The following is a 23,428-nucleotide window of genomic DNA, read 5'->3' as shown; positions in this document are numbered from 1 at the left end:
CCAGTCGCTTCTTCGGGACCCGGCAAAACCGTGTCGCATCCGCGAGCGGCGTCGGTCGGGAGGTCGGCCTGTGAATCTGCCGGCTGAACGGGACGCTATCGGGGGTGGACAACGAAAAGACACATACCCGAGGGCGGAGTGAACCCAGATATGTCGAATTGGCTCCGTCGACGGTTCACCGACGCGTACGAGCGAATGCTCCGGCGACAGCTCGACGTCGCGCCGACTCACGTCGCGATCATCCAGGACGGCAACCGCCGGTACGCCCGCGAACGCGGCGACGACGCTCCCGACGGGCACCGCGAGGGGGCGAAGACCACCGAGCGCGTCCTGGAGTGGTGCGACGACCTCGGAATCGAGGAGCTGACGCTGTATGCCTTCTCGACGGAGAACTTCGAGCGCCCCGACGGGGAGTTGGAGCCGCTCTTCGATCTGCTGGAGTCGAAACTCCACGAGTTCGCCGACTCCGACCGCGTCCACGAGAACGGCGTTCGGATCGGCGCGATCGGCGACGTCGACGAACTCCCCGAGCGCGTCCGCGACGCCGTCGACTACGCAGAGTCGCGAACGGCCGACTACGACCAGCTTCGACTCAACATCGCGCTCGCGTACGGCGGCCGCTCGGAACTGCTCGGCGCGGCCAGAGAGGTCGCCCGCGAGGTCGCCGCCGGCGACCTCGACCCCGAGGACGTCGACGTCGACGCCGTCGAGCGGCGGCTCGCGAAGCACACCACGCGGGACGTCGACCTGATCATCCGGACCGGCGGCGACGAGCGGACCTCGAACTTCCTGCCGTGGCACGCCAACGGCAACGAAGCCGCCGTCTACTTCTGTGCGCCCTACTGGCCGGAGTTCTCGAAGGTCGACTTCCTGCGCGGCCTCCGCACGTACGAGTCGCGCGAGCAGTCCTGGCGGCAGTCGCGAACGGAACGCGCGGTCGCGCTCCTCCGCGCTGTCACCGAGACCGAACTCGCCGACGCGAAGGCCGTCGCCACGCGGCTCCGAGGCCAACTCCCCTCCGCAGGCGCGCGCGAGGTGTCTGCCGAACTGGAGCGCCAGCGTGGGTCCGAGCCGGTCGAGCGCGCCGATTGACGGCCGAATCGACGCACGATCAGCGGTCGGCCGGCGCGCAGTCAGCGACCGAACCGTCGCTGCCGATTCTGGTAGTCGAGGACGGCCCTGAGGTAGTCCCGGCGGCGGAAATCACGCCAGTTCACGTCGGTGAAGTACAGTTCCGAGTAGACGGACTGCCAGATGAGAAAGTCCGAGAGCCGCTCGGCGCCGGTCTTGATGAGGAGGTCGGGTTCGTCGTCGAAGACGAGTCGGTCCTCGATCTGTTCGGCGTCGACCGACTCGGGATCGAGGTCGCCCGAGTCGACCGATTCGGCGATGCCCTGCACGGCGGCGGCGAACTCGCGCTTTCCTCCTAGGCCGATGTTGATCCGGATCGGTGCGTCGGCGCGTTCGGTGTCGCCCGGCCCGCGGACGGCGACCGGGCGGGGGCCGTCGACGGTCCGCAGTTCGCGTTCCAGCGTCGGCACGACGGCCTCGTCGAGGACGCTCACCGAAATCGTGACGCGCTCGGCGCCGTACTCGAAGGCCCACCCGAGAAACTCCGAGAGCGTCTCGTAGGCGCCTTGCTCTAAGAGGTCGCGCTCGGTGATCACGACGGCGACGTGTGCGGGCGGGTCGGCGTCGTGGAGTCGGTGGCGGAGGGCGAGATAGCGATCGTACAGTCCCACGCGAGAGCGTGCGCCCCGGAGCGATATATGCCTCCGGGTTCGCCCGCAACGCGGATTGAAGTATAGCAATTAATGATGTTTGAGTAAGCCCTATTATGTTTAAGTATGCACGGTGATTTGCGGATAAATCGCGGAAGCAAATAGGAATGCGAACGATAGTGAATCAATCTGAATTTACGCGAATAGCAGTTCGGGGGATCCACGCCCGATGAACCCACTCGGAGAGGTGCTGCAGCGACCGCTGTTGCGGTATCTGCTGCGTCCGGTAGCGGCTTTTGGAGGCGTCGTCGCGGTCGGCGTCGCCGGGTTCAGTTCGCTCGGCGGCATCGGCATCGTCGACGCGCTCTTTTGGTTGCTGGACCCGACGAGCATCGAACTCCACTTTCAGGCGCACGAGGGGCCGGAGACGCTGGTGAAAGGATACGCGGTCGTCGTGCTGTCGGGACTCGTCGTCGCCGGATTGTGGATCGGCGAGACGGTCTTCTCGGCCGCGTTCGGCGGACAGATTCAGACGGAGCTGAAAGAGATGCAAATCGAACGGACGGTCGACGAGTTGCACGGGCACATCATCATTTGCGGATACGGCACGTTCGGGAAGACGGTCGCTCAATCGATGCAGGACGCCGAAACGGACGTCGTCGTGATCGAGCAGGAGAACGCCCCGTTCCAGCGCGCGCTCGACGACGAGATCCTCGCAATCCAGGGCGACGCGCGGCGTGAGGAGACCCTGACTGATGCCGGCGTCAAGCAGGCCTCGACCGTCGTCGGCGCGATCGACGACTCGAACGCGAACATCCAGATCGCGATGGCCGCGAGCCAGATCGCGCCGACCGTGCGACTGGTCGTTCGGGTCGGCGACGAGATGTACGAACCGCTCGCTCGCCGCGCCGGAGCCGACGAGGTGATCATCCCGGAGATCGCGAGCGCCGAACAGGTGACGACGACACTCTAACGGGTTCAAGTCGGGGGTACGACCGCGACGTCGACGCAGTACCACACCCGATGTCGGGAGGGTTAAGTGCGCGTCGGGGGTATCCGGGGGTGTGCAATCGACGCTCCGGCGGGCGAGCGGGTTCGCCCTGGTGGGGACGATGGCGGTTGCCGCGCCGGTGCTCGGCCGGGCGGCGTTCGTCCCGTTCGCCGCCGTCGCGCTCTTTGCGGCGTTCGTGATCACGGACGGCCCGCTGTTCGAGTTGTTCGCCCGCCCCAGCGACAGACGGGAGGGGCGGCTGAACGGGCTCGCCGGCTTCGCGCTGGCGGCCGCCGGACTCGCAATTCTCGCGACCGAAATCGGACTCCCGGTCCCGCTGTTCGTCGCCGCCGTGTTAGTCCTCGCGTACGGAAACCTCGGCAAGCGACTCGTCGCCGAAACCTCCGACGAGCCGTTCCTCGGAGCTGCCGGGTTCGTGATCGGCGGAAGCGTCGCCGGCGTCGCCGGACAGGCCGCGGTCGCCTCGCTGACGGCCGCGCCGATCGTCGCCCCGCGGTTCGCCTTCCTCGCCGTCGCCGGATCGCTGGTCGCCGCGCTCTTCCGTGAGATGCTCTTCGAGCGCGACGATCCGCTGGTGATGCTCTCGACGGGCCTGCTGCTGTGGCTGTTCGACGCGCTCGCGGTCTCGGTCGGGACGGTCGACGTGGCGGCCGCACTCGGCGTCACGATCCTCCTCGGGTACGCCTCTTACGCGCTCGGGGCCGCCTCGGTCGCCGGAATGCTCTCGGGCGTCCTGCTGGGTCTCCTCGTCATCGTCTTCGGCGGCCTCGGCTGGTTCGCCGTGCTCATCAGTTTCTTCGGCATCGGCGCGCTCTCGACGAAATTTAAATACGAGGAGAAGAAGCGCCGCGGCGTCGCCGAGGAGAACGAAGGCGCGCGCGGCACCGGCAACGTCCTCGGAAACGCCACGGTCGCGCTCGTCTGCGTGATCGGCTTCGCCGCCAGCCACTCGCTGCCGGTGGACGGCACGCTCTTTCAGTTCGCCTTCGCCGGGTCGATGGCGGCCGCACTGAGCGACACGCTCTCCTCGGAGATCGGCGGCCTCTACGACGACCCGCGGCTCATCACGACGCTCGAACCCGTCTCCCCGGGAACCGACGGCGGCGTGACCTGGCAGGGCGAGGTGTTCGGGCTCCTCGGCGCGGGCATCGTCGGCGGCGTCGCGCTCGCGCTCCTCCCGGAGGTGACGCTGCTTGGCGCTGCCGTCGTCACGGTCGGCGGCTTCCTCGGGATGACCGCCGACAGCGTCCTGGGAGCGACCGTCGAAGGGCCGCAGTTCGGCAACGAGGCGGTCAACTTCGTCGCGACGCTCGTCGGCGCGGTCGTCAGCACCCTCGCCGCGTTCGTCCTGTTCTGAGCCGTGATCCGTCCCGCGCGCCCCTCTGACGCGCAGGCGCTCGCGACGCTTCAGTCGTATCTCGACGCGCCCGCACCCGAACTGCTCGCCTCGTTCGCCGCCGTCGGGACGTGTCTCGTCGCCGTCGACGAGAGCGACGACCGGCCCGTCGGCTACCTGCTCGTCATCGACGGAGAGGACGCCCACCTCGCGGAACTGGTCGTCCATCCCGAGCATCGACGCGAGGGACACGCGCGGGCACTGCTCGAAGCGGCGATCGAGCGCTCGGCACCGGGCACGCGAGTGACCCTCGTCGTCGCCGCCGACAACGATCCGGCGCGGTCGCTGTACGAATCGCTCGGCTTTCGAGAGATCGAGCACCGACCGGAGTTCTACGAGGCAGAAAACGGTGAAGCGACCGACGCCGTCGTCTACGCCTACGACGTCGGTCGCGACGGTGCCGAGCCGTGACCTCGCCTGCGTTCGGTGAACTCGTGACCGTTCAGCTCCTGACCGAGTTGGCCAGTTGATCGGCCGTCAGCAGTCGCACGCCGACCGGTTTCTTGACGAACTCGCCGGTCGAGGCGGCCACGGCGTGATCGACGCCGCGCTGGGCCGCCACGTCGAGGAGGCGCTGCGTGAACTCCCCGTCGACGACCGCCGCGTACGGTGCGGGGTCGGCGTCGGCGATGACGTCGAACGCGTCGTCGACCGGTTGCTCGGTCACAGTGACGAGGTCGTCGTCGAGGAGGCGGATCGTGCCGCTCTGGGCGTCGATGACCTCGCGGACGTGATCGTTGAGCGACTGGGGACGAGCGGGCTCGTCGTCGGCTTCTTCGGCGGTTGCGTCAGCAGCCTCGGCGTCCGGTTCAGTCTCCGTCTCGGCGTCCGACACCGCGTCGATGTCTTCGGCTTCCTCGGCCGCTGCGTCAGCAGTCTCGGTCGTTTCGGCGGTCTCGGTCGTTTCGGCAGTCTCGGTCGTTTCGGCAGTCCCGACCCCTTCGGCGGTCTCGTCCGCGACGGAATCGCTCGTCGAGGACGCTGTCGGCTCACCGATCGGACCGCTCGGCGTACACCGTCTCGGGCGGTCGTTTTCGAGCGACGCGCCGTCAGCTGCGGTTCCGTCGGCGACGACGTCACCGGCCGAGGCGTCGGATAGATCGACGTCGGCCCCCGAGCTTTCGGCGGTGTCGTATTTCGTCTCGGACACCGCGTCCAGGGCTCCCGGGCCGGGGGTCACCGACTCAGTCGTCGGCGACCCCTCGCGAGGGTCCGTTCGCTCACCGCCCACGCTCGCCTCGGCCTCGGCTTCGTCGGAAGTCGTCGACTCGAATGTCTCCTCCAGTTCGACGGATTCGACCGGGGCCTTATCACGGAGGGCCGCGAACACCTCGTGGCGCTTGAGATCCTCGACGGAGCGGCCCTCGGGCGCGAACGCGACGTGGTCGACGTTGCCCACCTGCGCGAGTTCGCGGAGGATGAGTTTCCCGCCTCGGTCGCCGTCGAAGAAGGCGGTGGTGTTCCGCCGGTTAGTGAGGTCGGCGACGGCGTCCGGGACGTTTGTGCCCTCGACTGCGATGGCGTTCTTGATGCCGTATCCGAGAAGTGTGAGCACGTCTGCGCGCCCCTCGACGACGATGACGGCGTCCGAGTCGGCGACGTGCGGACCGGCGGGGAGGCCCTCGTACTCGCTGATGTCTTCGATGCGGACGCTCTCTTTGACCTCGTCGAGGATCTCCGTCGAGGACATCACGCTCTCGTCGAACGACTCCGAGAGGAGTTCCTTCGCGCGCTCGACGACTTCTCGGCGCTTTGCTTCCCGGACGTCTTCGATGTCGGTTACCTCGACGGTGGCCCGGCAGGGACCGACGCGAGTGATCGTTTCGAGGGAGGCGGCGAGGATGGCCGTCTTGACCCGATCGAGGCTGCTCGCGATGGTGACGGTCCCGAACGACTGACCGTTCTGCGAGTCGATTTCGACGTCGATGCGGCCGACTTTCGACGACTGCTGGAGGTCGCGGAGGTCCAGGTCGTCGCCGAGGAGCCCTTCGGTCTGCCCGAAGATGGCCCCGACGACGTCGGAGCGCTCCACGACGCCGTCTGCGGTGATCGCTGCGTGGATGAGATATTTTTCCGTGTCTTCCATTGGTGGATTCCCCCGGTATGGAGGGGTGATGGTGATGTGCGTGTCATGGGAAACCCGATGACGTGCTTATATATGGGCTGCTCTCGGCAAATATCTATCGTACCCGAGAATAACGCCGCCTTTCTGTCCTTTCACAGGAGTCCGGAAGAACCGTTTCGGCGGCCGTAGCGTCTCTTTTTGCTCGGTAGGCCCCTCTCTCGGCCGCGAGCACCGGCTATCGAGTGACAGTGGAGCGAGAGAGAGAGCGTCCTTGGCGTTAGAAATCCACCGTCCCCCCGGCAACGAAGAAAAATGTTCTTCACAAGTCCAGATCGAATCTGGGAGAGCAATATTTACATATACTGAGTGATGAGTGAGATTCGATGACGCAACAGAAGACAGATTACCTGTGGATTGGGGTCTTCGCAGTCCTCGTTACGTTCGCAATCCCGTGGTTCCTCTGGCGGGACGCGAGCACGTGGCTCGGACTGCCGGTGTGGCTCTGGTGGCACGTCGGTTGGATGGGACTGGCGTCGCTCGCATTCGCGCTCTTCGCGCGCGGTGCGTGGGACCGCGGGATGAACGTCGATCCCGAGGAGGTGGGTTTCGATGGCTGAGTCGGAACTGCTCGTCCAACTCGGTGTCGTCGGCGCGTACCTCCTCGTCGCGCTCGCGGTCGGCGTCTTCGCGTACCGACTGACCGGTCGTGACGCCGAGGACTACTACCTCGCGAGCCGTTCGATCGGAACGGTCGTCCTCCTGTTTACGACGTTCGCGACGCTGCTGTCGGCGTTCACTTTCTTCGGCGGCCCGAACCTCGCGTACGGGGCGGGCCCCGAGTGGATCCTCGTGATGGGGCTGATGGACGGCATCCTGTTCGCTATCCTGTGGTACGTGATCGGCTACCGACAGTGGCTGATCGGGAAGTTCCAGGGGTACGTCACGCTCGGCGAGATGCTCGGTGACCGGTTCGGATCGACGCGTCTCCGCGCGCTGGTCGCCGGCGTCTCGCTGTTCTGGCTGTTTCCCTACGTGATGCTCCAGCAGATGGGCGCGGGCGAGGCGATCGTCGGCCTCACGAACGGTGCGATCCCCTACTGGGTCGGCGCGGCGCTCATCACCCTGTTTATGATCGTCTACGTCGTCCTCGCCGGACTCCGCGGCGTCGCGTGGACCGACACGATCCAGGGGCTGTTTATGCTCTCCGTCGTCTGGATCGCCGTCGTCTGGGTACTCACGAACGCGGGCGGGCTCGGCACTGTCTCGTCGTCGCTAGCGGACACGAAGCCCGAGTTCCTCGCGCTCGGCGGCGGCCTCTACTCGCCGCAGTGGATGATCTCGACCGCCGTGACTATCGCGTTCGGCGTGACGATGTTCCCGCAGATCAACCAGCGCTTCTTCGTCGCAAAGGACGCCCGCGTCCTGAAGCGCTCGTTCGCGCTGTGGCCGATCCTCGTCGTGCTGCTGTTCGTGCCGGCGTTCCTGCTCGGGACTTGGGCGGCGGGCCTCGGCGTGTCGGTACCGGAGGGTTCGAACGTCGTTCCGGTGTTGTTGAACGCGTACACGCCCGGGTGGTTCGCGGCGCTCGTCGTCGCCGGCGCGATGGCGGCGATGATGTCCTCCTCGGACTCGATGCTGCTCTCGGGATCGTCGTACCTCACGCGCGATCTCTACCGCCCGTTCGTGAATCCGGACGCGAGCGAAGAGCGCGAGGCGTGGGTCGCCCGCCTCGGCGTCGCCGCCTTCGCGATCGGGACGTTCGTCGTCAGCCTGTTCCGCCCCGGGACGCTCATCACCGTCGGCGACACTGCTTTCGGCGGCTTCGCACAACTCGCGCTGCCGGTGATGGTCGCGCTCTACTGGCCGAAGACGACGCGACAGGGGATGCTCGCCGGGATCGCCGGGTCCCAACTCTACTACGTCGCGCACGTGTTCATCCCGTCGATCACGCTCGGCGGCGTGACGCTCTTCGGCGCGACGTACTTCACCTGGGACTTCGCGCTCTACGGGATGGCTCTCTCGCTCGTCCTCACCGTCGGCGGGTCGCTCCTGACGACCGCCGACGCCGACGAGCGCGCCGACACGTTCACTGTGGGCTCGCGCGCGGACTGACGCAATCGGACAGCGTCACGCTGTGTCGGCCCGTTCTCGGGAACTGACGCGGAGCGAAGCGCTCTTGGTCGATCGATCCAAGTCTGAAGTATGAACGAGCCGGGCATCCAGTCGCTGATGGATCAAGAGACGCTGGCGGCCCGCGTCGAATCCGGGGACACCCCCGAGTGGGTTCGGCGCCACTTCGAGACGTTCACCGAGGCACTCCTCGGCGAGCGGAACGGGACGTCGTTCCCGTGTCACTTCGGCGCGCAGTCGGTGCGCGACGGCGAACCGCTCTACACCGCGGTCCCGTCGATGACTGATCCCGACGCGCTCTTGTCGTTCCGAGACACCCTGCTCGAATACCTCGACACCTATCGCGACGCGCCGGGACAGGCGTCGTTCGTGACGTTCTTCAAACCACCCGAGCGGGGGTTCACCGAAGCGGACTACCACGAGACGCTGTGGCATCTCCTCCAGTTCCTCCACGTCCACGATCCGGAACCGTGGCCCGAAGACATTCCCACTGACCCCGACGATCCCCACTGGGAGTTCTCCTTCGGCGGCGAGTCGATGTTCCCGACCTGTCGCGCCCCCTTCTACGACGACCGCAAGAGCCGGTACTGCCCGATCGGACTGGAGATCACCTTCCAGCCGCGGACGCTCTTCGAGGGGATCACGCACGACACCGAGGCGGGCCAGCGCGCTCGCGAGCAGATCCAGGGTCGCCTGGAGGAGTACGACGGCGTCTGCCCCCACGCGGACCTCGGCGACTGGGGCGTCGAGGGCGACCGCGAGTGGACCCAGTATCTGTTCCGAGAGGATCCCGAGCAGTCACCCGACGAGTGCCCGATCGAAGTGACGCGCGAACACCCGAAGGCCGCCGATCCCCGGTCGCGGCCGACACCGGCGGACGACTGAAATCCGTCGATGACGACCGACACACCAGTGGAGACTGCCGACGCGCTCGCGCTCGGTGACCGGCCTGCACTGCTCCTCGTCGACCTCCAGACCGGATTCGACGACCCGGTGTGGGGCGACCGCAACAACCCCGACGCCGAGGCGAACGCTGCGACGCTTCTCGACGCCTGGCGCGCCGCGGACCTGCCAGTGGTCCACGTCCGGCACGACTCCACGGAGTCCGAATCGCCACTTCGCGGCGACGCTCCCGGCTTCGCGTGGAAGCCCGAAACCGCGCCCGAGAGCGGTGAAACCGTGATGACAAAGCGCGTGAACGCCGCGTTCGTCGGGACCGACCTGGAGGAGTGGCTCCGCGAACGCGGCTGTGAGACGGTCGTCATCGTCGGGCTCACGACCGACCACTGCGTCTCGACGACGACGCGGCTGGCCGAGAACCTCGGGTTCGACCCCATCGTCGTCTCGGACGCGACGGCGACGTTCGAGCGCGAGGCACCCGACGGGACGCACTACGCTGCCGCGGAGATCCACCGCACGGCGCTGACGCATCTGTACCGTGAGTTCGCCGACGTGGCGAGCACCGACGATGTGCTCGCGGCCGTGAGACGCACACGCCGGTAGTCACGCATTACGGCAGTAACGGGATATTAGAGCCTCTCTACCGCCGATACGCATTTTTGTGCCGCGTGAGATGGGCTACGTATGCCCCGCGCCCTGTTGACCCTCCTCGGCACCGGGTTGGTCCTCGTCGTCGGCGGTGTGCTCGTCGTCGGCGGCCCAGCTATCGACGTGCCGATGGGCGTCTTCGTCGCCTGCACCGCCTGTGCCGGCGTCGCGTTCGTCGTCGCGGGGCGTCGCGAGCGGGTCCGGATCGGGTCGTGGTCGGTCCCCTGGTACGTCTTCGCCGGGGCCGGCGATCTCGCGCTCGCCATCGGCGCGCTCGCAGTGGCGCTCCCCGGTCTGCTCGGAGTCTCGGGCCCGCAGGTCGGCGTCGTCTTCGGCTCGATCTCGGTCGGCGACGGCGTCGGGACGCTCGCCCTGGCGTCCGTCGGGCTCAGCTACGTTCACGGGGTCGAACGTCTCGACTGCGACCCGAACAGGTGACGGTCGGTTTAAGATCCGGTCGCTCCTACGACGGCGTATGCAGACCCACATCGTGCCGGTCGGCTTCGACTACGACCGGCTGATCGCCCCGCTCATCCGGGACCAGCAGGACGTCGACCGGGTGATTCTTCTCGAGGGCGCAGTCGGCAGCGAGTCGAACGTCGAGTACTCTCGGAACCTCTCGGGGAAGTTAGAGAAGGACTTCCAGAACCTCCTGGGCGCCGATACGGAGCGCGTCGTCGTCGCCGACGTCTACGACTACGACGCCGCGTTCGAGCAGGCCTACGATCTCATCAACGCCGAACTCGACGCCGCCGACGACTCGGAGGTGTGGGTGAACGTCTCGGCGATGCCCCGCCCCGTCTCGTTCGCGTTCGCCACCGCCGCCCACTCGATTATGGTCGAGCGCCAAGAGGACCGCGAGCGGATTCACACCTACTACACGGCCCCGGAGAAGTACCTCGAAACCGAACTGGCCGAGGAGGTCCGCGCCGCGAAAGACCTGTTGGGTGAGGTCCTCGCAGGAGTCGACGTCGACGACGACCGGGTCCGCGAGCGCTACGAGTCGGCGACCGACCTCCTCGACGAGTTCGACGAGCGCGGGACGACCATCGGCGCGAAGCGCATCGGCGACAGCCACATCGTCGAACTCCCGGTCGCCTCGTTCCGGAACGTCAAACCGTTCGAGGAGGTCATTCTCTTCGAACTCGGCGAGTACGGCGAGTTCGACTCCGTGTCGGAACTCGCAGAGACGCTGGCGCGCGATATGAACGAGGAGTACACCGACTCCTTCCGCTCGAAAGTCATCTACAACGTCGACCGGCTGGGGCCGGGCGGGAAGGGCTACATCGAACAGGAAGAACACGGGAAGTCCTACCGGACGCGGCTCTCGCGCATCGGGCAACTCTGGGTGCGCGCTCACGCCGAAGACGACGTACTTGCGGACGACTGACCGCCGCCCTCAGAGGGGAGGGCAAGCGGAACAGGATCGACCAGCTGAACGTCCGATCGTCGCGACTCCGGAATCCGAGATTACTCGTCGACGTCGAGGTCGAACTGCTCGTTTTCGACGACGGCGTTGAGGACGACGCTCGTGTTCGACTCGCGGATGTCCGCGTCGGTGAGGAGTTCTTTGATCTGTGCGTTCATCCCGTCTGTGTCCTCGAATTTGCCGACCGCGATGACGTCGTAATCGCCCGTCACCTCGTAGACGGTGGTCATCTGTTTGTGGCCGCGGAGTCGATCCGTGATCTCGGGGAGCGCGCTCCCTTCGACCTTCAGTTGGATGATCGCCGTGACGTCGTAGCCGAGTGCGTCGTAGTTGACACGGGGGGTGTAGCCCTCGATCACGCCCTGATCTTCGAGGTCGCGGAGGTGGTTCGACACTGTCGTGACCGAGACGTCGAGTTCCTCGGCGAGGCTCCGAAGACTCGCGCGTCCGTCGCCAAGTAATGCGTTGATCAGTTTTGCATCCAGGTTTTCGTACGTCATTACACTCACGATGCGTCTGGGTACATTAGAATTTTACGAATATCCAATTAGGATAGCGACTGCGGGCATTTGCACTAAGCGATAACGTCTTTATACTGGGAGTGTTCGGATTCGATTGTCCAGGACATGACGGACCAAAATGAATCCGGTGCCGCCGTCGCAGACGGTGGCCTCTCCGCCGAAGCACAGCACGTCATCGACGAGATCGAGGAGAAAGACGTCGACTTCCTCCGCCTGCAGTTCACCGACATCCTCGGCACCGTAAAGAACGTCGCCGTACCCGCGACGCAGGCCGAGAAGGCCTTCACCGACGGGATCTACTTCGACGGGTCGAGCATCGAGGGCTTCGTCCGCATTCAGGAGTCCGACATGCGGCTCAAACCCGACCCCGAGACGTTCGCGATCCTCCCGTGGCGCGACGGCCGCTCGGCGCGTCTCATCTGTGACGTCATCAATACCACGACGGGCGAGCCCTTCGAGGGCGACCCGCGGAGCGTCCTGAAGCGCACGCTCGAACGCGCCGAGGAGATGGGCTACACCGTCAACGTCGCCCCCGAGCCGGAGTTCTTCCTCTTCGAGGAAGACGAAGAAGGCCGCGCGACGACGAAGACCAACGACGCCGGCGGCTACTTCGACCTCGCGCCGAAGGACCTCGCCTCCGACGTCCGCCGCGACATCATCTACGGCCTCGAACAGATGGGCTTCGAGATCGAAGCCAGCCACCACGAGGTCGCCGAGGGCCAACACGAGATCAACTTCGAGTACGACGACGCCCTCACCACCGCCGACAACGTCGGAACGTTCCGGACGGTCGTCCGCGCCATCGCGGCCCAGCACGACCTCCACGCGACGTTCATGCCCAAGCCGATCCCGAAGATCAACGGCTCGGGGATGCACACCCACGTCTCGCTGTTCGACGAGGACGGCAACAACGCCTTCCACGACGACGACGACGAGTTCAACCTCTCGGAGACCGCCCACGCCTTCCTCGCCGGCGTCCTCGAACACGCCCCGGCGATCACGGCCGTCGCCGACCCGACGGTGAACAGCTACAAGCGCCTCGTCCCCGGCTACGAAGCGCCGGTGTACGTCGCGTGGTCCGACCGCAACCGCTCGGCGCTCATCCGCAAGCCGGCCGCACGCGTACCGGCAGCCTCGCGCATCGAACTGCGTTCACCCGACCCGTCGTGTAACCCCTACCTCGCCTTCGCGGCGATCATCCACGCCGGTCTCGAAGGCATCGAGAAGGGCCTGGAAGCCCCCGACCCGGTCCGGGAGAACATCTACGAGTTCGACGAGGCCAAGCGCGAGGAGTACGGTATCGACACGCTGCCGGCGAACCTCGGTCAGGCCGTCGCCGAATTCGAAGACGACGAGGTCATCAAGGAGGCCCTCGGCGAGCACGTCTCCGAGAAGTTCATCGAGGCGAAGACCCAGGAGTACGACGAGTTCCGCATCGACGTCTCCCAGTGGGAACTCGACCGCTACCTCGAAAAGTACTGAGCGACGCCGACGCCTGACTGCGGGTTCTTCCGTTTTCGTTCTTGCCTTCTTCGGTTCTTTCGTCTGCCGTTCTCCGACGCCGTAGCGGAGCGGGCGCCGTTCGTGGCCGAATGTCGACTCAAGCCACGTCGCGAGCGTCGACGACGAGCGGCAGCGCGAGCAGTCCGACGGCGCCGACCGCCCCGGCGACGGCGATGAGCGGGCCGTTCTCGATCAGTTTCGCGGTGCCGCTCATCACCCCGAGCGCGACGAGGAGTCCGCCGCCGCCGAGGGCGAACGTCCGGGTCGACAGTTCGACAGTCACCGCGGCCGCGCGGCGGCCGAAGCGCTGCCACGCCAGTACCCCGCCAGCGGCCGTGCCGATGCCCAAGAACAGTTCACTCTCCCCGGGAGCGACGAGGAGCCCCGCGAGTCCGAGTGCGACCGCGAGGACGAACAGCGCGGTGACGTGGCGGTGTTCGGGCGTCGCGAGCGCACCGCTCGGTGACTTCGGCGAGAATCCGGGTCCGAGCGCAAAGGCCGCTGCGAGGAACGCTACCCCGATGGCGACGCCGGCGACGACGTCCGCGAGGTAGTGGACGCCGATCAGCACGCGCGAGAGGGCGACGGCGCCGACGACGACCCCCGCGACGGTGAGTCGCTGTCGCCAGCGCCCCCACGTCGCGAGCACGGCGACGCCGCCCCAGAACATCGTCGAGCCGAGCGCGTGCCCGCTGGGAAAGCCGAGTCCGTCGCGATACGAGATCGGCGGGCGCGGGAGGCCGAAGAAGTGTTTCAGTCCGATCGTGAGACCGATCGCACAGAGGCCAAGCGCGAGAGCGAACGCGGCCCCGCGGCGCGGGATGCCGACGCGGTCGCCGAGGAGGTACGCGAGGGCGACGCACGCGAGCAGGAGATAGGGATTTCCGAGGTGCGTGAGCGCCCAGAACACCGCGACGATGGCGTCCGGGAGCGACTCGGCGAACGCGACTTCGCCGATACCGCGCGTGGCGAGCGGCGTCGTGGTCGGGGTCATCGGTGCGTCTCTCACTGCGCGAACGACAAATATCGTCGGGTTCGTCGCTGTCACCGCTTTCGAGGGAACAGCAGGGCAGAAAAGCGGGACGCAGCGATCGAACGCGGCGGGATCGAACGTGGCGAGTGTGAAGTGAGCGCGGACGGCGCACGTCGCGGGATATCGCGGACTGGCCCGTTCAGGAGCGCCGATCGCGAACCCAGTCGACGAGCCGCCCGGGCACGCCGAGCGCGTTCAGTCCGACGCCGAAGATCACGAAGAGGGCGTAGAGTCCCAGCGTCGAGAGGTAGATGACGAGCATCGCGACCACCGCGAGCAGGTCGTCGTCGAGCAGATAGAACGCACCGATCGTCGCCGCCGTCCCGTACAGCAAGACGAGATACGGCCCCCAGCCGCGGGCTTTCCCCCGGCGGAGTCGCCCGCGAACGTAGCGGCGCATCTCGGATTCGACGTCGGGGCGCTCGACCGTGCGCGACTGGACGTCCTCCTCGAACGTGTCGAGGTCGGCGCGCAGTTCCTCGATGCGGCGATCGAGGTCCTCGATGTCGGGCGCGCCGCGGGGTTCGACGTCGGTGTCGTCGCCCCCACGTGGTCCGCTGCCGGCGCTCGCGGCGCCCTCCACGTCCTCCTCGGGCGTCGTCGCATCCTCCGCGGCGTCGTCGTCGGGTGTCGTCGCGTCGTCCGCACTCATCGTCCGCTCGTCACGTCGGCCCCGCGGGTGTTGTACCTGCCGGTCTCGCTCGTCGGCGTCGCCGTCCGACTCCGCAGTCTCTCGGTCTGCGGCGTCGACCTCCCCTGCGAGGACGGCGTTGACCACCGCGCCGGTGAGCACGAGAATGCCCGAGAAGTAAAACCAAGTGACGAGTAACAACACCGCTCCGAGCGCGCCCGCGACCCCGCTTGACAGTTGCGCGTAAAAGCCGAAGACGACGCCGAGAATAGCCCAGCCGACGCCTGCGAACAGCGCTCCCGGGAGTGCCTGTCGGAGCGTGATCGGGACGTCGGGGATGAGCGCGTACAGCGGGACGAACGCCACGACGAGAAACGCCAGGAGGACGAGCGGGCTCACGATCCCGACGAACGGCACGTCGACGATGGCGATGACGGTCGCAGCGACGGCGACTCCGATGGTCGCCCCGCCGAGCGAGAGGAGGGTCAAGAGGCCATCGCGAATCTGGTCGACCATCGAACTGGTCGGGTAGCCGTAGACCCGAGAGAACGCGACGTCGATGCCGCGGAACAGTTTCAGCGCGCCCCAGACCGTGACGAGGAGGCTCACGATCGAGAGGGTGCCCTGTCCGGTACGGTCTGCGAGCGCGTTCTCCACGAGGTCGGCCCCCGACGGGAGCAGATACTGCTGGGCGATCGTCCGGATCTGGTCTGCGAGTTCCGCCCCGCCGATGACGGTCGCGAGGACGACAGCGAGCGTAAGAAGCGGGACGAGCGAAACGAGCACGTAATAGGAGATACTCGCTGCGAGGAACGTCACCTCCCGCTCACGGACGGTATCGACGATCGCACGCGTTGCGACGAGTGGGTCACGAGTCCGGACGCTCACAGGAGTCTGTTCGCCGGACTGACACAAGAGTGTAGGTGGTAGATCGGCGTGCGTCGCGGAGGTCATCGGGCCCGGTGTGCGAACCGGAGCGGCCCGAGCGATGCGTTCGAGCGGCGACTACTCGGCGTCGACCGTCGCGTCGCGAATCTCTTGGACCGTCGCATCGGTCTTGAACGACGTGCCAGAGTAGTGGGCGGGCGTCGCCTCGAACCCGGCGTCCCGGAGGTCCGCGAGGAAGTCGTCCATCGCTGGTGCAGAGCGGCTCCACTGCTTGCAGAGGCGGTGCTGGTCGTAGTGCGTCGGCGTGTCGAGTTCGCCCGCGACGGTGTCTAGCATCCGCCGAGCGCGCGCCGCCTCGCCCATCTCCTCGGTCACGTGCTCGCGGACCGCACGGACGAAGTCGGGTTCGCAGATCGGCCCGAGGTAGAGCGGCCCGGCGGTGAGCAGGCGGTCGCCACCGCAGGCGGCACAGGTCTCGGGCGGGTGCGCGATCAGGCCGAACTCGTGAGTTCGGTGGAGGCAGTCCTCGCAGTGGTGGACGTAGCCCAGTTGATCGATGAGTGCGTCGGCCTGCGTGGCGCGGGCGTCGAGTTCGAGGTACACGCGGGCGTAGTGGCGCGTGACGTGCGAGAGGATCGGCACCGCGGCCTTGTCGTACCGCGCGGCGGTGCGGACGAGCGCGGAGAGGAGAACGCGAAGCCCCATCTCGGGGTGGTAGTCGGTGTTCTGCGGGAGCGTCGCGTACTTGCGGATGCCAGAGCGCTGGTGGGCGCCGCACAGCGGCGCGGTGTCCGTGGCGGTGACGCAGACCAGGTTGCGCGTGTTCGCGAACGCGGCGTCGACGAAGGGGATCGGCGTGCCGAACGGATCGAGATCGACGACGTCGAACACGGATTCGTGGAGGAGCGCGTTGACGTCGCGTTCGACCACGTCGCCGTCGAGGTCGTTACGCGCGAGGTTCTCGCGTGCGAGTGCGACCGCGTCGGCGTCGACGTCGACGCACGTGACGTCGAGTCCCTCGGCGGCGGCGCGGACGCCCCGGACCCCGCTGGCCGCCATCGCGTCGAGATACGAGGTGAGGCGCGGTTCGCGCTCGCGGTACGCCCGCAGCGTCGCCACCGTCACGTCGCGGTTGAGTTCCTGCGTCGGGTTGTAGAACACGCCGTCGCCCGCACCCTCCGACGCGCCGTCGCGGGCGTCGGGGACCGAAAGCTCGACATCGCCCTCACGAACGTCCATACCTCGGTTCGGACGCCCCGCGGCGAAAAGCGATGCGATGCACGGTCCGGAGAACCTCCCGGGAGAAGCGGTCGACGGCCGAAGTGGGCACCGGTGGCGTTTTGTCCGCCCCCGAGCAAGCGACGGGCGTGAGTGACGGCGACGGCGGCCCGACCGACGAGCGCGGGTCGACGGACGACACCGACGGGTTCGACGTGGTCGCCAGCGACGCGGGCAGCGACACAGCGGGCGACGCCACCGACGACACCGACAGCGCCTCCACCACCGACCCTGGTGAGAACGCCGACCCTGGTGAGAACGCCGACCCTGGTGAGAACGCCCACGACGGCTACGCCGTGCCGACCGAGACGGACAGTGACGCCGAAACCGCCTGGCGGCGCGAACTGGCGGAGGCGGGCGAACTCACGCCGAACGCGGTCGACACGCTGATCAAACTCCACGACGGCCGCGGCGCGCGTGCCATCGAGGCCGTCTCGGAGGGTCGCATCAAGCGCTACCGCGACTTCACCGTCGTCGTCGGCCACGAAGACGAGTACGTCGTCGAGGACGGCGGGTGCACCTGTAAGGACAGCGCGTACAACCTCGATCCCGAGGACCCCCACGAGCGCTGTTGGCACGTGCTCGCGGTCGCCATCGCCGAACGCATCGGCGAAGTCGACTACCACGAGATGTGGTACTCCGAGGTTCGGGAGTTCATATAGACCCCGTCGAGACGCGCTCCGCACCGTTTTTACCACGTCTCGGCGAATTTCGGGTATGCCAACGATCGACGAGAAGCGAGTGTACACCGACAACTCCGGGACCGAGACGGTCTATCTCGCGACGGGGCTCGGCGTCGTCGCCGTCTCCGTCTCCGACGACCTGATCGGGGAGTTCGGCGTCGCAGAGCGGTGTCACGCCCGCGATGTCGCCACGGCGGGCCCGCTCGTCGCGGTCGCGACCGACGAGGACGTCCTGGTAGCTGATCGGAGCGCAGCGGACGGCGACGCGGCCTCCACCGCCGGCCCGTCCGACGCGCTCGATTTCGCCGCGACTGGCTTCGGACCCGCGACCGCTGTCGGACTCGACGCGGGCGCGCTTCTCGCTGGCGACGAGGAGGGACGGATCGGTCGGTGTGCGGCCCCGGATGACGCCGCCAGCGACGCGGACGCGACCTGGACGGAAGTCGGATCCGCGGGCGCGGTGCGCGCGATCGACGGCGGCCTCGTCGCCGCCGCCGACGGCGTCTATCGCGTCGACGACTCGGGCGCGACGCACGCCGGCCTCGACGACGCCCGCGACGTCGACGCCGAACCGCTCGTGGCGACCGGCTCCGGACTGTTCAAACTCGGGAACGGCTGGATGGACGTGCTTTCCGACCCGGTCGACGCCGTCGACGCCGTCGGCCCCCGAGCGCACGCCGTGAGCGAGGGGACGTTGTACGCGCGGGACCCCGATGCCGACACCCACGAGGAGGCCTGGCACGAAGAAGCCCTGCCGATCGACAGCGACGTCGTGGCCGTGACCCACGGCGCGGAGTCCTCGTACGCGGTCACGGCAGACGGGACGCTCGCCGTGCGGCTGGAAGGCGACGAGTGGCGGCACCGCGGACTCGGGGTGAGAGACGTCGCAGCGGCCGCGGTCTGACGGACCATCGCGGCTGTTCGCAGAGCAGTGCGCCCCACTCGCACGCGGCGCGAAGACGGAAAGGGGTTTTAGCGCGGATCGTGAGAACACCAGTATGATCGTACCCGGCGCATCCTCACAGGCGCTCGCGGCCGCGCTCGCGGCGGAACTGGGTGAACCGCTGGCGGCCGTAGAGTACAATCGCTTCCCGGACGGCGAGACGCTCGCCGCCGTCCCCGAGTTCGACGCCGAGCGCGCGGTCGTGGTCGCGACGACGGACTCGAACGACGCGTGGGTCGAACTGCTGCAGTTACAGGACGCCGTTCGCGAGGCCGGTGCGTCCGAGGTCGTCACCGTGATCCCGTATATGGGCTACGCGCGACAGGACCGCGCCTTCGAGGCGGGCGAACCCGTCTCCGCACGCGCGATGGCTCGCGCCGTCTCGACCGGCGCGGATCGCGTGGTGCTCGTGAACCCTCACGAGGAGTCGATTTCCGACTTTTTCGACGCACACGTGACTATCTGTGACGCCGCGGGGCGACTCGCCGAACCGCTTCCGGACGATCTGGCCGACCCGCTCTTTCTGTCGCCGGACGCCGGTGCAACCGAACTCGCCGAAGCGGCGTGTGAAGCCTACGGGAGCGGCGAAACCGACTACTTCGAGAAGACGCGCCACTCCGGGACAGAGGTCGAGATCGCGCCGAGCGATGCCGACACGGAGGGCCGGGACGTAGTCATCGTCGACGACATCGTCGCGACCGGGACGACGATGAGCGAAGCCGTGTCGCATCTGGACGACGACGGGGCAGCCCGCGTCTTCGCGGCGTGCGTCCATCCGCTGCTCGCACAGAACGCCCGAACGAAACTCGAACGCGCCGGCATCGAGCGCGTGATCGGTACCGACACCATCGAGCGCGACGTGAGCGTCGTCTCGGTCGCGCCGCTCGTCGCTGCCGCCGTCGACGCCGTCGAAGCCGCGTAACGCCGGATGAGCGACCTGGATCCTTCGTCCAGCGGAACAACCGACGCCGACCCGTACTACCCCGACGACCGGCACGTGCTGGAAGCCGACTGCGCGCGATGTCCCGCGCTCGTCGCGTGTCGCGAGCGAATCTCGTGGGGCACCGGCGACCGCGACGCGGCAGTACTGGTCGTCGGCGAAGCCCCCGGCGCGGGCGAACCGGACGCGGAGACGTGGCGCGGCGGCAACTGGACGGGGCGGGCGTACACGACGCGGCATTCGGGGCGTCGCGTCCGGAAACTGCTCGCCGACGCCGGTCATCCCGACGCCTACGTCACGAACGCCGTGAAGTGCTTCCCCTGCGACGGCGCGGGATCGAACCGCGAACCGACGCCGGCCGAGCGCGCGAACTGCCGCGAGCACCTGCGTACGGAGATCGATACCGTCGATCCCGCCGTAATCGTCGCGACGGGCAAACACGCCACCGCGAGCGCGCTCGCACTCGACGGGCGGGAACTGGACGGCTTTGTCGATCGGGTGCTGGAGCCCACCGAACTGGAGCGGGTGAACGCGACGTTGCTCCCGGTTCTCCATCCGTCGTACCAAGACGTCTGGCGCGCCCGACTCGGCTACGACGACGGCGAGTACCGGGCAGCGGTCCGTACGGCGATCGGCGAGGCTGTCGGCGACGACTGATTTTTCAGAGACCCGAACCTACTTCGGCGATCCGTCCGACGTGACGCCTATGAGCGGAGACCCGACCATCTTCGAGCAGATCATCGCCGGCGACATCCCGGCGCGCATCGTCTACGAGACGGAGACCGTCGCGGCCTTCCTCGACGCGAACCCGCTCGCGCCCGGTCACACGCTCGTCGTGCCGAAAGAGCCCTACGAGCGGCTCGACGAGATCCCCGGGGACATCGCCGCCGACCTGTGGGCCGCGGTGCAGGAGCTGACTCCTCGCATCGAAGCGGCCGTCGATGCCGACGCGACGACGATCGGCGTGAACAACGGCGAAGCGGCCGGTCAGGAAGTCCCACACGTCCACGTCCACGTCGTGCCGCGGTTCGAGGGCGACGGCGGCGGTCCGATCCACGCCGTCGCGGGCGACCGACCGGACCTCTCTGAAGACGAACTCGACGACATCGCCGACTCCATCGAGTCCGGCGAGTAGCGGGCGTCGCACACAGCGGTCGAACCGCACGACTGCGGGACCGGATCACTTAAATCCGAGTGCGCGGCCACGTGGCGTATGTCTGCACAACCGCCAGGCGTTGCGGCGTTCGTCGGCGCGACGGGCGGCGCGGGAACGACCCGAACGGTCGTCGAGGTGGCCGCCGCGCTCGCGACCGACGGCCGGACGGTCGCCGTCGTCGACGCCGCGTTCGGAACGCAAGGACTCAGCGACTACCTCACGGGGCGAATCGATCCCGACGTGACGGCGCTCGTGACCGACGAGGAGGGCGCCGATCTCTCGACCGGCCTCTCCGAACTCGACGTCGGCCGCGACGTCGCCGGTCGCATCGCCGTCTGTCCAGCGCACGCGCCTTTCGAGCGCCTGGCTCGCGCAAAGCGCGTGGGCGCCGTACAGGCGTTGGAATCCCGCATCGCGACTGCGGCGTCGCGGTTCGACCACGTCCTCCTCGACGTCCCGCCGGTCGCGGCGAACCAGGCCGTCGCCGCGGTGAATGTTGCAGACCGCGTCGCCGTCGTCGCACCGGCGAGCGACCGCGGCGCGACCGCAATCCAGCGGACCCACGAGCGCCTCGCCGACGTCGGCGCAGAAGCGTCGCTCGTCGTGTCGACGCGCGGCGAACTCGAAACGGCCGACGTCTCGATCCCCGACGCGGGGTCGCTCGACGTACAGACGGAACCACGGGTCCCGAACGAGGACAGCGCATTCGCCGCGGCGATCGAGCGCGTCGCGGCCGCGGTGACAGGGCGTGAAATTGCGGGCACCGACACCGAACAGAGCGGGCTCCTCGGTACCGTCGGCGAGTACGTCGGTCGGTAGAGCGGAGACACTCCTATAGTAGCATTTGCAACTGATTGTGCATCCGATCGCACGACAGCGTACGATCCGATGAGTGAAGACTTGCAAATGCTACTATAGCGCCACTCCGAGAACCGCAAAACGAAAGCGAGGCCCTGCGCGGCGACCGGAACGACTACTGGAAGTCGGCGCCGGCGCTCATCGTCTCGGCGAGCGCGTCGCGCTTCGAGACCAGCGCGTCGCCAGCGATCGGTGCCGACGCGTCGCGTCGAACGGCCTCGGCCAGTTCGGGAATCGGTTCGTGCGTTTCGACGTACGCCGCGAGTGCGAACTCCGACTCTTCAGCGTTCGTCAGTTCGAGTGCGTCCGCACGCGCGATCCGACCGTCGAGCCAGTCCCGGAGCACGCGGCGCGCCGTGGGTGAAATCGGTGTCACGCCCTCGACGCCGCAGCGGTGGAGGAGCTTCGCGGCCGTGACCGGTGCGAGCGCGGCAGCCTCTCCGGCGTCGCCGACGCTCACGCCCGCGTCGTAGCGATCGAGGACGGTCGACGCTGCCGCGGCCGTACACGGGAGGTCGTCTTCGAACGTTCTGAGCCGCGCGTCGAGATCGACGTCGGTGTCGTCGACAGTCGCGACGCCGCGCTCGGTCTGCTTCGTCGTCAGTTCCAACCCCGCTGCGATCTCCGACAAACCCATCGTCGAGACGTTTCCGCCAGCCCGAATAAGAGGTTTCGACCTAAATATCAGATTCGATAGCACTACCTATCGTTTACCGGTAGGTACTACGCGGCGGAAGCGGGCTCAATACCCCGTATTCTCCCGTCTTTAAATATGCCTTCGCGACCGAGTTTCAATTGTGATGAGTGAAGCACCCACCGCCGACGCCAGTACGACGACGAACGCCTGCCCCGAATGCGAGGGTCGCCCCGAGACGACGCGCGGGGAGACGGTGTGTGGCGACTGCGGACTCGTGCTCTCGGAGTACCGGATCGACCACGGGCCCGAGTGGCGCTCGTTCGCCGACGACGACACGGACCCGAAACGGACGGGCGCGCCGCTGACGCGCTCGCGACACGACCGCGGCCTCTCGACTGAGATCGGCCGCTCGACCCGCGTGAAAGGACGGAAGCGACGCCGGCTTGCTCGGATGCGCCGCCAGCACAACCGCGCCCGGATCTCGACGAAGCGCGAGCGGAATCAGGTGTACGCGTTCACCGAGATTCGCCGCCTCACCAGCGCGCTCTCGTTGCCGGAACGGATCCGCGATCACGCCTGCTCGCTGTTCGATTCCGCGCAGTCGGAGGATCTCCTCCGCGGACGATCCCTCGAGGGATTCGCGGCAGCCTGTGTCTATGCGGCTTGTCGTGTCGCCCGCGTCTCGCGGACGGTCGACGAGGTCGCGGCCGCGGCGAAAGCGACCGAAGCCGAACAGACGGCCGCCTACGACGCGATCAACCGCGAACTCGGACTGCCAGTCGGTCCGATCGATCCCACGGAGTACGTCCCTCGATTCGCCTCGCAACTGGACCTCGCCGGCGACGTCGAACGGCGGGCACGAGAGTACGTCGCCGAAGCGGTCGACGCCGGTCTCGCGGTCGGCCGCAACCCAAGCGGCGTCGCCGCCGCGTGTCTCTATACGGCTGCCCGTGACAGCGACGCAGACCTGACCCAGCGGGAGGCCGCCGACGCCGCCGGCGTCACACCGGTCACGCTGCGGTCGACGTACCAGAAGCTCCGAGACGACGAGTAGCG

Annotated in this window: 25 protein-coding genes; 18 read left to right on the top strand and 7 right to left on the bottom strand. The window is 67.4% G+C overall.

Translation table 11 applies throughout. The features are described from left to right. Positions 1-150 precede the first annotated feature (150 nt). The gene (gene uppS / locus NO347_RS05875) at positions 151-1,092 is read left to right on the top strand and encodes a polyprenyl diphosphate synthase (protein WP_256288709.1); all 942 of its coding nucleotides are present in this window, start codon (positions 151-153) and stop codon (positions 1,090-1,092) included. A gap of 41 nt (positions 1,093-1,133) precedes the next feature. Here uppS and NO347_RS05870 read toward each other — a convergent pair whose 3' ends face one another. Next, positions 1,134-1,742 carry an undecaprenyl diphosphate synthase family protein gene (locus NO347_RS05870; protein ID WP_256288708.1) on the bottom strand — a complete coding sequence of 203 codons (609 nt, stop codon included), beginning with the start codon at positions 1,740-1,742 and terminating at the stop codon, positions 1,134-1,136. A 208-nt stretch (positions 1,743-1,950) separates the two neighbouring features. On the opposite strand from NO347_RS05870, the gene NO347_RS05865 reads away from it, so the two are divergent. From NO347_RS05865 to NO347_RS05855, 3 genes are all read left to right on the top strand, one after another. Beyond that, complete coding sequence (locus NO347_RS05865; protein ID WP_256288706.1) at positions 1,951-2,694, top strand: potassium channel family protein; 744 nt, start codon at positions 1,951-1,953, stop codon at positions 2,692-2,694. 139 nt (positions 2,695-2,833) lie between these two features. After that, positions 2,834-4,090, top strand: a complete 1,257-nt coding sequence (locus NO347_RS05860) for a DUF92 domain-containing protein (protein ID WP_256288904.1) — start codon at positions 2,834-2,836, stop codon at positions 4,088-4,090. 3 nt (positions 4,091-4,093) lie between these two features. Beyond that, positions 4,094-4,540: a GNAT family N-acetyltransferase gene (locus NO347_RS05855; RefSeq protein WP_256288705.1), complete on the top strand. Its 447-nt coding sequence runs from the start codon at positions 4,094-4,096 to the stop codon at positions 4,538-4,540. Positions 4,541-4,571: 31 nt separating this feature from the next. Here the strand turns inward: NO347_RS05855 and dnaG are convergent, their stop codons facing one another. Then, positions 4,572-6,215 carry a DNA primase DnaG gene (gene dnaG / locus NO347_RS05850; RefSeq protein WP_256288704.1) on the bottom strand — a complete coding sequence of 548 codons (1,644 nt, stop codon included), beginning with the start codon at positions 6,213-6,215 and terminating at the stop codon, positions 4,572-4,574. Between the two features lie 362 nt (positions 6,216-6,577). Here dnaG and NO347_RS05845 point away from each other — a divergent pair, with 362 nt between their 5' ends. The 6 genes from NO347_RS05845 (at position 6,578) to NO347_RS05820 (ending at position 11,262) form a co-directional block, all read left to right on the top strand. Continuing rightward, positions 6,578-6,811 carry a DUF3311 domain-containing protein gene (locus NO347_RS05845; RefSeq protein WP_121568607.1) on the top strand — a complete coding sequence of 78 codons (234 nt, stop codon included), beginning with the start codon at positions 6,578-6,580 and terminating at the stop codon, positions 6,809-6,811. Further along, on the top strand, positions 6,804-8,306 hold the full coding sequence (locus NO347_RS05840) for a sodium:solute symporter family protein (protein ID WP_256288703.1): 1,503 nt from the start codon (positions 6,804-6,806) through the stop codon (positions 8,304-8,306). Before NO347_RS05845 ends, NO347_RS05840 begins: the two co-directional genes overlap by 8 nt. A gap of 90 nt (positions 8,307-8,396) precedes the next feature. After that, positions 8,397-9,209, top strand: coding sequence for a YqcI/YcgG family protein (locus tag NO347_RS05835; RefSeq protein WP_256288702.1), 813 nt, complete (start codon positions 8,397-8,399; stop codon positions 9,207-9,209). A gap of 9 nt (positions 9,210-9,218) precedes the next feature. Continuing rightward, entirely contained in the window at positions 9,219-9,827 is a 609-nt protein-coding gene (locus tag NO347_RS05830) for a cysteine hydrolase family protein (RefSeq protein ID WP_256288701.1), read from the top strand. Between the two features lie 81 nt (positions 9,828-9,908). Further along, positions 9,909-10,310: a DUF7994 family protein gene (locus NO347_RS05825; RefSeq protein WP_256288700.1), complete on the top strand. Its 402-nt coding sequence runs from the start codon at positions 9,909-9,911 to the stop codon at positions 10,308-10,310. Positions 10,311-10,347: 37 nt separating this feature from the next. Continuing rightward, positions 10,348-11,262, top strand: coding sequence for an HFX_2341 family transcriptional regulator (locus NO347_RS05820; protein ID WP_256288699.1), 915 nt, complete (start codon positions 10,348-10,350; stop codon positions 11,260-11,262). An 80-nt stretch (positions 11,263-11,342) separates the two neighbouring features. Here the strand turns inward: NO347_RS05820 and lrp are convergent, their stop codons facing one another. Continuing rightward, positions 11,343-11,801 carry an HTH-type transcriptional regulator Lrp gene (gene lrp, locus NO347_RS05815; RefSeq protein ID WP_256288698.1) on the bottom strand — a complete coding sequence of 153 codons (459 nt, stop codon included), beginning with the start codon at positions 11,799-11,801 and terminating at the stop codon, positions 11,343-11,345. Between the two features lie 126 nt (positions 11,802-11,927). Here lrp and glnA point away from each other — a divergent pair, with 126 nt between their 5' ends. Then, positions 11,928-13,304 carry a type I glutamate--ammonia ligase gene (gene glnA / locus NO347_RS05810; protein ID WP_121568614.1) on the top strand — a complete coding sequence of 459 codons (1,377 nt, stop codon included), beginning with the start codon at positions 11,928-11,930 and terminating at the stop codon, positions 13,302-13,304. Between the two features lie 118 nt (positions 13,305-13,422). Here the strand turns inward: glnA and NO347_RS05805 are convergent, their stop codons facing one another. The 3 genes from NO347_RS05805 to NO347_RS05795 form a co-directional block, all read right to left on the bottom strand. Next, positions 13,423-14,319: a phosphatase PAP2 family protein gene (locus NO347_RS05805; protein ID WP_256288697.1), complete on the bottom strand. Its 897-nt coding sequence runs from the start codon at positions 14,317-14,319 to the stop codon at positions 13,423-13,425. Between the two features lie 178 nt (positions 14,320-14,497). Continuing rightward, positions 14,498-15,877: a YihY/virulence factor BrkB family protein gene (locus NO347_RS05800; protein ID WP_256288696.1), complete on the bottom strand. Its 1,380-nt coding sequence runs from the start codon at positions 15,875-15,877 to the stop codon at positions 14,498-14,500. A gap of 117 nt (positions 15,878-15,994) precedes the next feature. Continuing rightward, a complete protein-coding gene (locus tag NO347_RS05795) occupies positions 15,995-17,116 on the bottom strand; it encodes a tRNA (guanine(26)-N(2))-dimethyltransferase (protein WP_256288695.1) in 1,122 nt (373 codons plus the stop codon). Between the two features lie 335 nt (positions 17,117-17,451). Between NO347_RS05795 and NO347_RS05790 the strand changes: the two genes are divergently transcribed. The 6 genes from NO347_RS05790 (at position 17,452) to NO347_RS05765 (ending at position 21,696) form a co-directional block, all read left to right on the top strand. Continuing rightward, positions 17,452-17,817, top strand: coding sequence for a hypothetical protein (locus tag NO347_RS05790; protein WP_425492351.1), 366 nt, complete (start codon positions 17,452-17,454; stop codon positions 17,815-17,817). 55 nt (positions 17,818-17,872) lie between these two features. Continuing rightward, positions 17,873-18,742 (top strand): HVO_0234 family beta-propeller protein, encoded by an 870-nt coding sequence (locus tag NO347_RS05785; protein WP_256288694.1) that lies wholly within the window; start codon positions 17,873-17,875, stop codon positions 18,740-18,742. A gap of 94 nt (positions 18,743-18,836) precedes the next feature. Continuing rightward, positions 18,837-19,703, top strand: coding sequence for a ribose-phosphate diphosphokinase (locus NO347_RS05780; RefSeq protein ID WP_256288693.1), 867 nt, complete (start codon positions 18,837-18,839; stop codon positions 19,701-19,703). Between the two features lie 6 nt (positions 19,704-19,709). Next, positions 19,710-20,378, top strand: a complete 669-nt coding sequence (locus NO347_RS05775) for a uracil-DNA glycosylase (RefSeq protein WP_256288692.1) — start codon at positions 19,710-19,712, stop codon at positions 20,376-20,378. Between the two features lie 49 nt (positions 20,379-20,427). Next, the gene (locus tag NO347_RS05770; RefSeq protein ID WP_256288691.1) at positions 20,428-20,856 is read left to right on the top strand and encodes an HIT family protein; all 429 of its coding nucleotides are present in this window, start codon (positions 20,428-20,430) and stop codon (positions 20,854-20,856) included. A 78-nt stretch (positions 20,857-20,934) separates the two neighbouring features. Beyond that, entirely contained in the window at positions 20,935-21,696 is a 762-nt protein-coding gene (locus tag NO347_RS05765; RefSeq protein ID WP_256288690.1) for an AAA family ATPase, read from the top strand. 154 nt (positions 21,697-21,850) lie between these two features. Here the strand turns inward: NO347_RS05765 and NO347_RS05760 are convergent, their stop codons facing one another. Beyond that, complete coding sequence (locus NO347_RS05760) at positions 21,851-22,372, bottom strand: DUF7858 family protein (RefSeq protein WP_121568622.1); 522 nt, start codon at positions 22,370-22,372, stop codon at positions 21,851-21,853. A gap of 163 nt (positions 22,373-22,535) precedes the next feature. On the opposite strand from NO347_RS05760, the gene NO347_RS05755 reads away from it, so the two are divergent. After that, positions 22,536-23,426 (top strand): transcription initiation factor IIB, encoded by an 891-nt coding sequence (locus NO347_RS05755; protein WP_256288689.1) that lies wholly within the window; start codon positions 22,536-22,538, stop codon positions 23,424-23,426. The last annotated feature ends 2 nt before the right edge of the window (positions 23,427-23,428 follow it).

The sequence above is a fragment of the Halobellus inordinatus genome (assembly GCF_024464655.1).
Lineage (GTDB): Archaea > Halobacteriota > Halobacteria > Halobacteriales > Haloferacaceae > Haloquadratum > Haloquadratum inordinatus.
Note: the sequence above shows the minus strand (reverse complement) of the source record. Positions and strands in the feature narration are given on the sequence as shown.

What these genes read in the sequence shown, in the direction of transcription:
- NO347_RS05835 (WP_256288702.1), top strand. Translation starts at nt 8,397, where the DNA reads ATGAACGAGCCGGGCATCCAGTCGCTGATGGATCAAGAGACGCTGGCG.
- NO347_RS05780 (WP_256288693.1), top strand. Translation starts at nt 18,837, where the DNA reads ATGATCGTACCCGGCGCATCCTCACAGGCGCTCGCGGCCGCGCTCGCG.
- NO347_RS05825 (WP_256288700.1), top strand. Translation starts at nt 9,909, where the DNA reads ATGCCCCGCGCCCTGTTGACCCTCCTCGGCACCGGGTTGGTCCTCGTC.
- NO347_RS05805 (WP_256288697.1), bottom strand. Translation starts at nt 14,319, where the DNA reads ATGACCCCGACCACGACGCCGCTCGCCACGCGCGGTATCGGCGAAGTC.
- NO347_RS05785 (WP_256288694.1), top strand. Translation starts at nt 17,873, where the DNA reads ATGCCAACGATCGACGAGAAGCGAGTGTACACCGACAACTCCGGGACC.
- NO347_RS05860 (WP_256288904.1), top strand. Translation starts at nt 2,834, where the DNA reads ATGGCGGTTGCCGCGCCGGTGCTCGGCCGGGCGGCGTTCGTCCCGTTC.
- uppS (WP_256288709.1), top strand. Translation starts at nt 151, where the DNA reads ATGTCGAATTGGCTCCGTCGACGGTTCACCGACGCGTACGAGCGAATG.
- NO347_RS05765 (WP_256288690.1), top strand. Translation starts at nt 20,935, where the DNA reads ATGTCTGCACAACCGCCAGGCGTTGCGGCGTTCGTCGGCGCGACGGGC.
- NO347_RS05760 (WP_121568622.1), bottom strand. Translation starts at nt 22,372, where the DNA reads ATGGGTTTGTCGGAGATCGCAGCGGGGTTGGAACTGACGACGAAGCAG.
- NO347_RS05795 (WP_256288695.1), bottom strand. Translation starts at nt 17,116, where the DNA reads ATGGACGTTCGTGAGGGCGATGTCGAGCTTTCGGTCCCCGACGCCCGC.
- NO347_RS05775 (WP_256288692.1), top strand. Translation starts at nt 19,710, where the DNA reads ATGAGCGACCTGGATCCTTCGTCCAGCGGAACAACCGACGCCGACCCG.
- dnaG (WP_256288704.1), bottom strand. Translation starts at nt 6,215, where the DNA reads ATGGAAGACACGGAAAAATATCTCATCCACGCAGCGATCACCGCAGAC.
- NO347_RS05755 (WP_256288689.1), top strand. Translation starts at nt 22,536, where the DNA reads ATGAGTGAAGCACCCACCGCCGACGCCAGTACGACGACGAACGCCTGC.
- NO347_RS05865 (WP_256288706.1), top strand. Translation starts at nt 1,951, where the DNA reads ATGAACCCACTCGGAGAGGTGCTGCAGCGACCGCTGTTGCGGTATCTG.
- NO347_RS05830 (WP_256288701.1), top strand. Translation starts at nt 9,219, where the DNA reads ATGACGACCGACACACCAGTGGAGACTGCCGACGCGCTCGCGCTCGGT.
- NO347_RS05845 (WP_121568607.1), top strand. Translation starts at nt 6,578, where the DNA reads ATGACGCAACAGAAGACAGATTACCTGTGGATTGGGGTCTTCGCAGTC.
- NO347_RS05840 (WP_256288703.1), top strand. Translation starts at nt 6,804, where the DNA reads ATGGCTGAGTCGGAACTGCTCGTCCAACTCGGTGTCGTCGGCGCGTAC.
- NO347_RS05820 (WP_256288699.1), top strand. Translation starts at nt 10,348, where the DNA reads ATGCAGACCCACATCGTGCCGGTCGGCTTCGACTACGACCGGCTGATC.
- glnA (WP_121568614.1), top strand. Translation starts at nt 11,928, where the DNA reads ATGACGGACCAAAATGAATCCGGTGCCGCCGTCGCAGACGGTGGCCTC.
- NO347_RS05770 (WP_256288691.1), top strand. Translation starts at nt 20,428, where the DNA reads ATGAGCGGAGACCCGACCATCTTCGAGCAGATCATCGCCGGCGACATC.
- lrp (WP_256288698.1), bottom strand. Translation starts at nt 11,801, where the DNA reads ATGACGTACGAAAACCTGGATGCAAAACTGATCAACGCATTACTTGGC.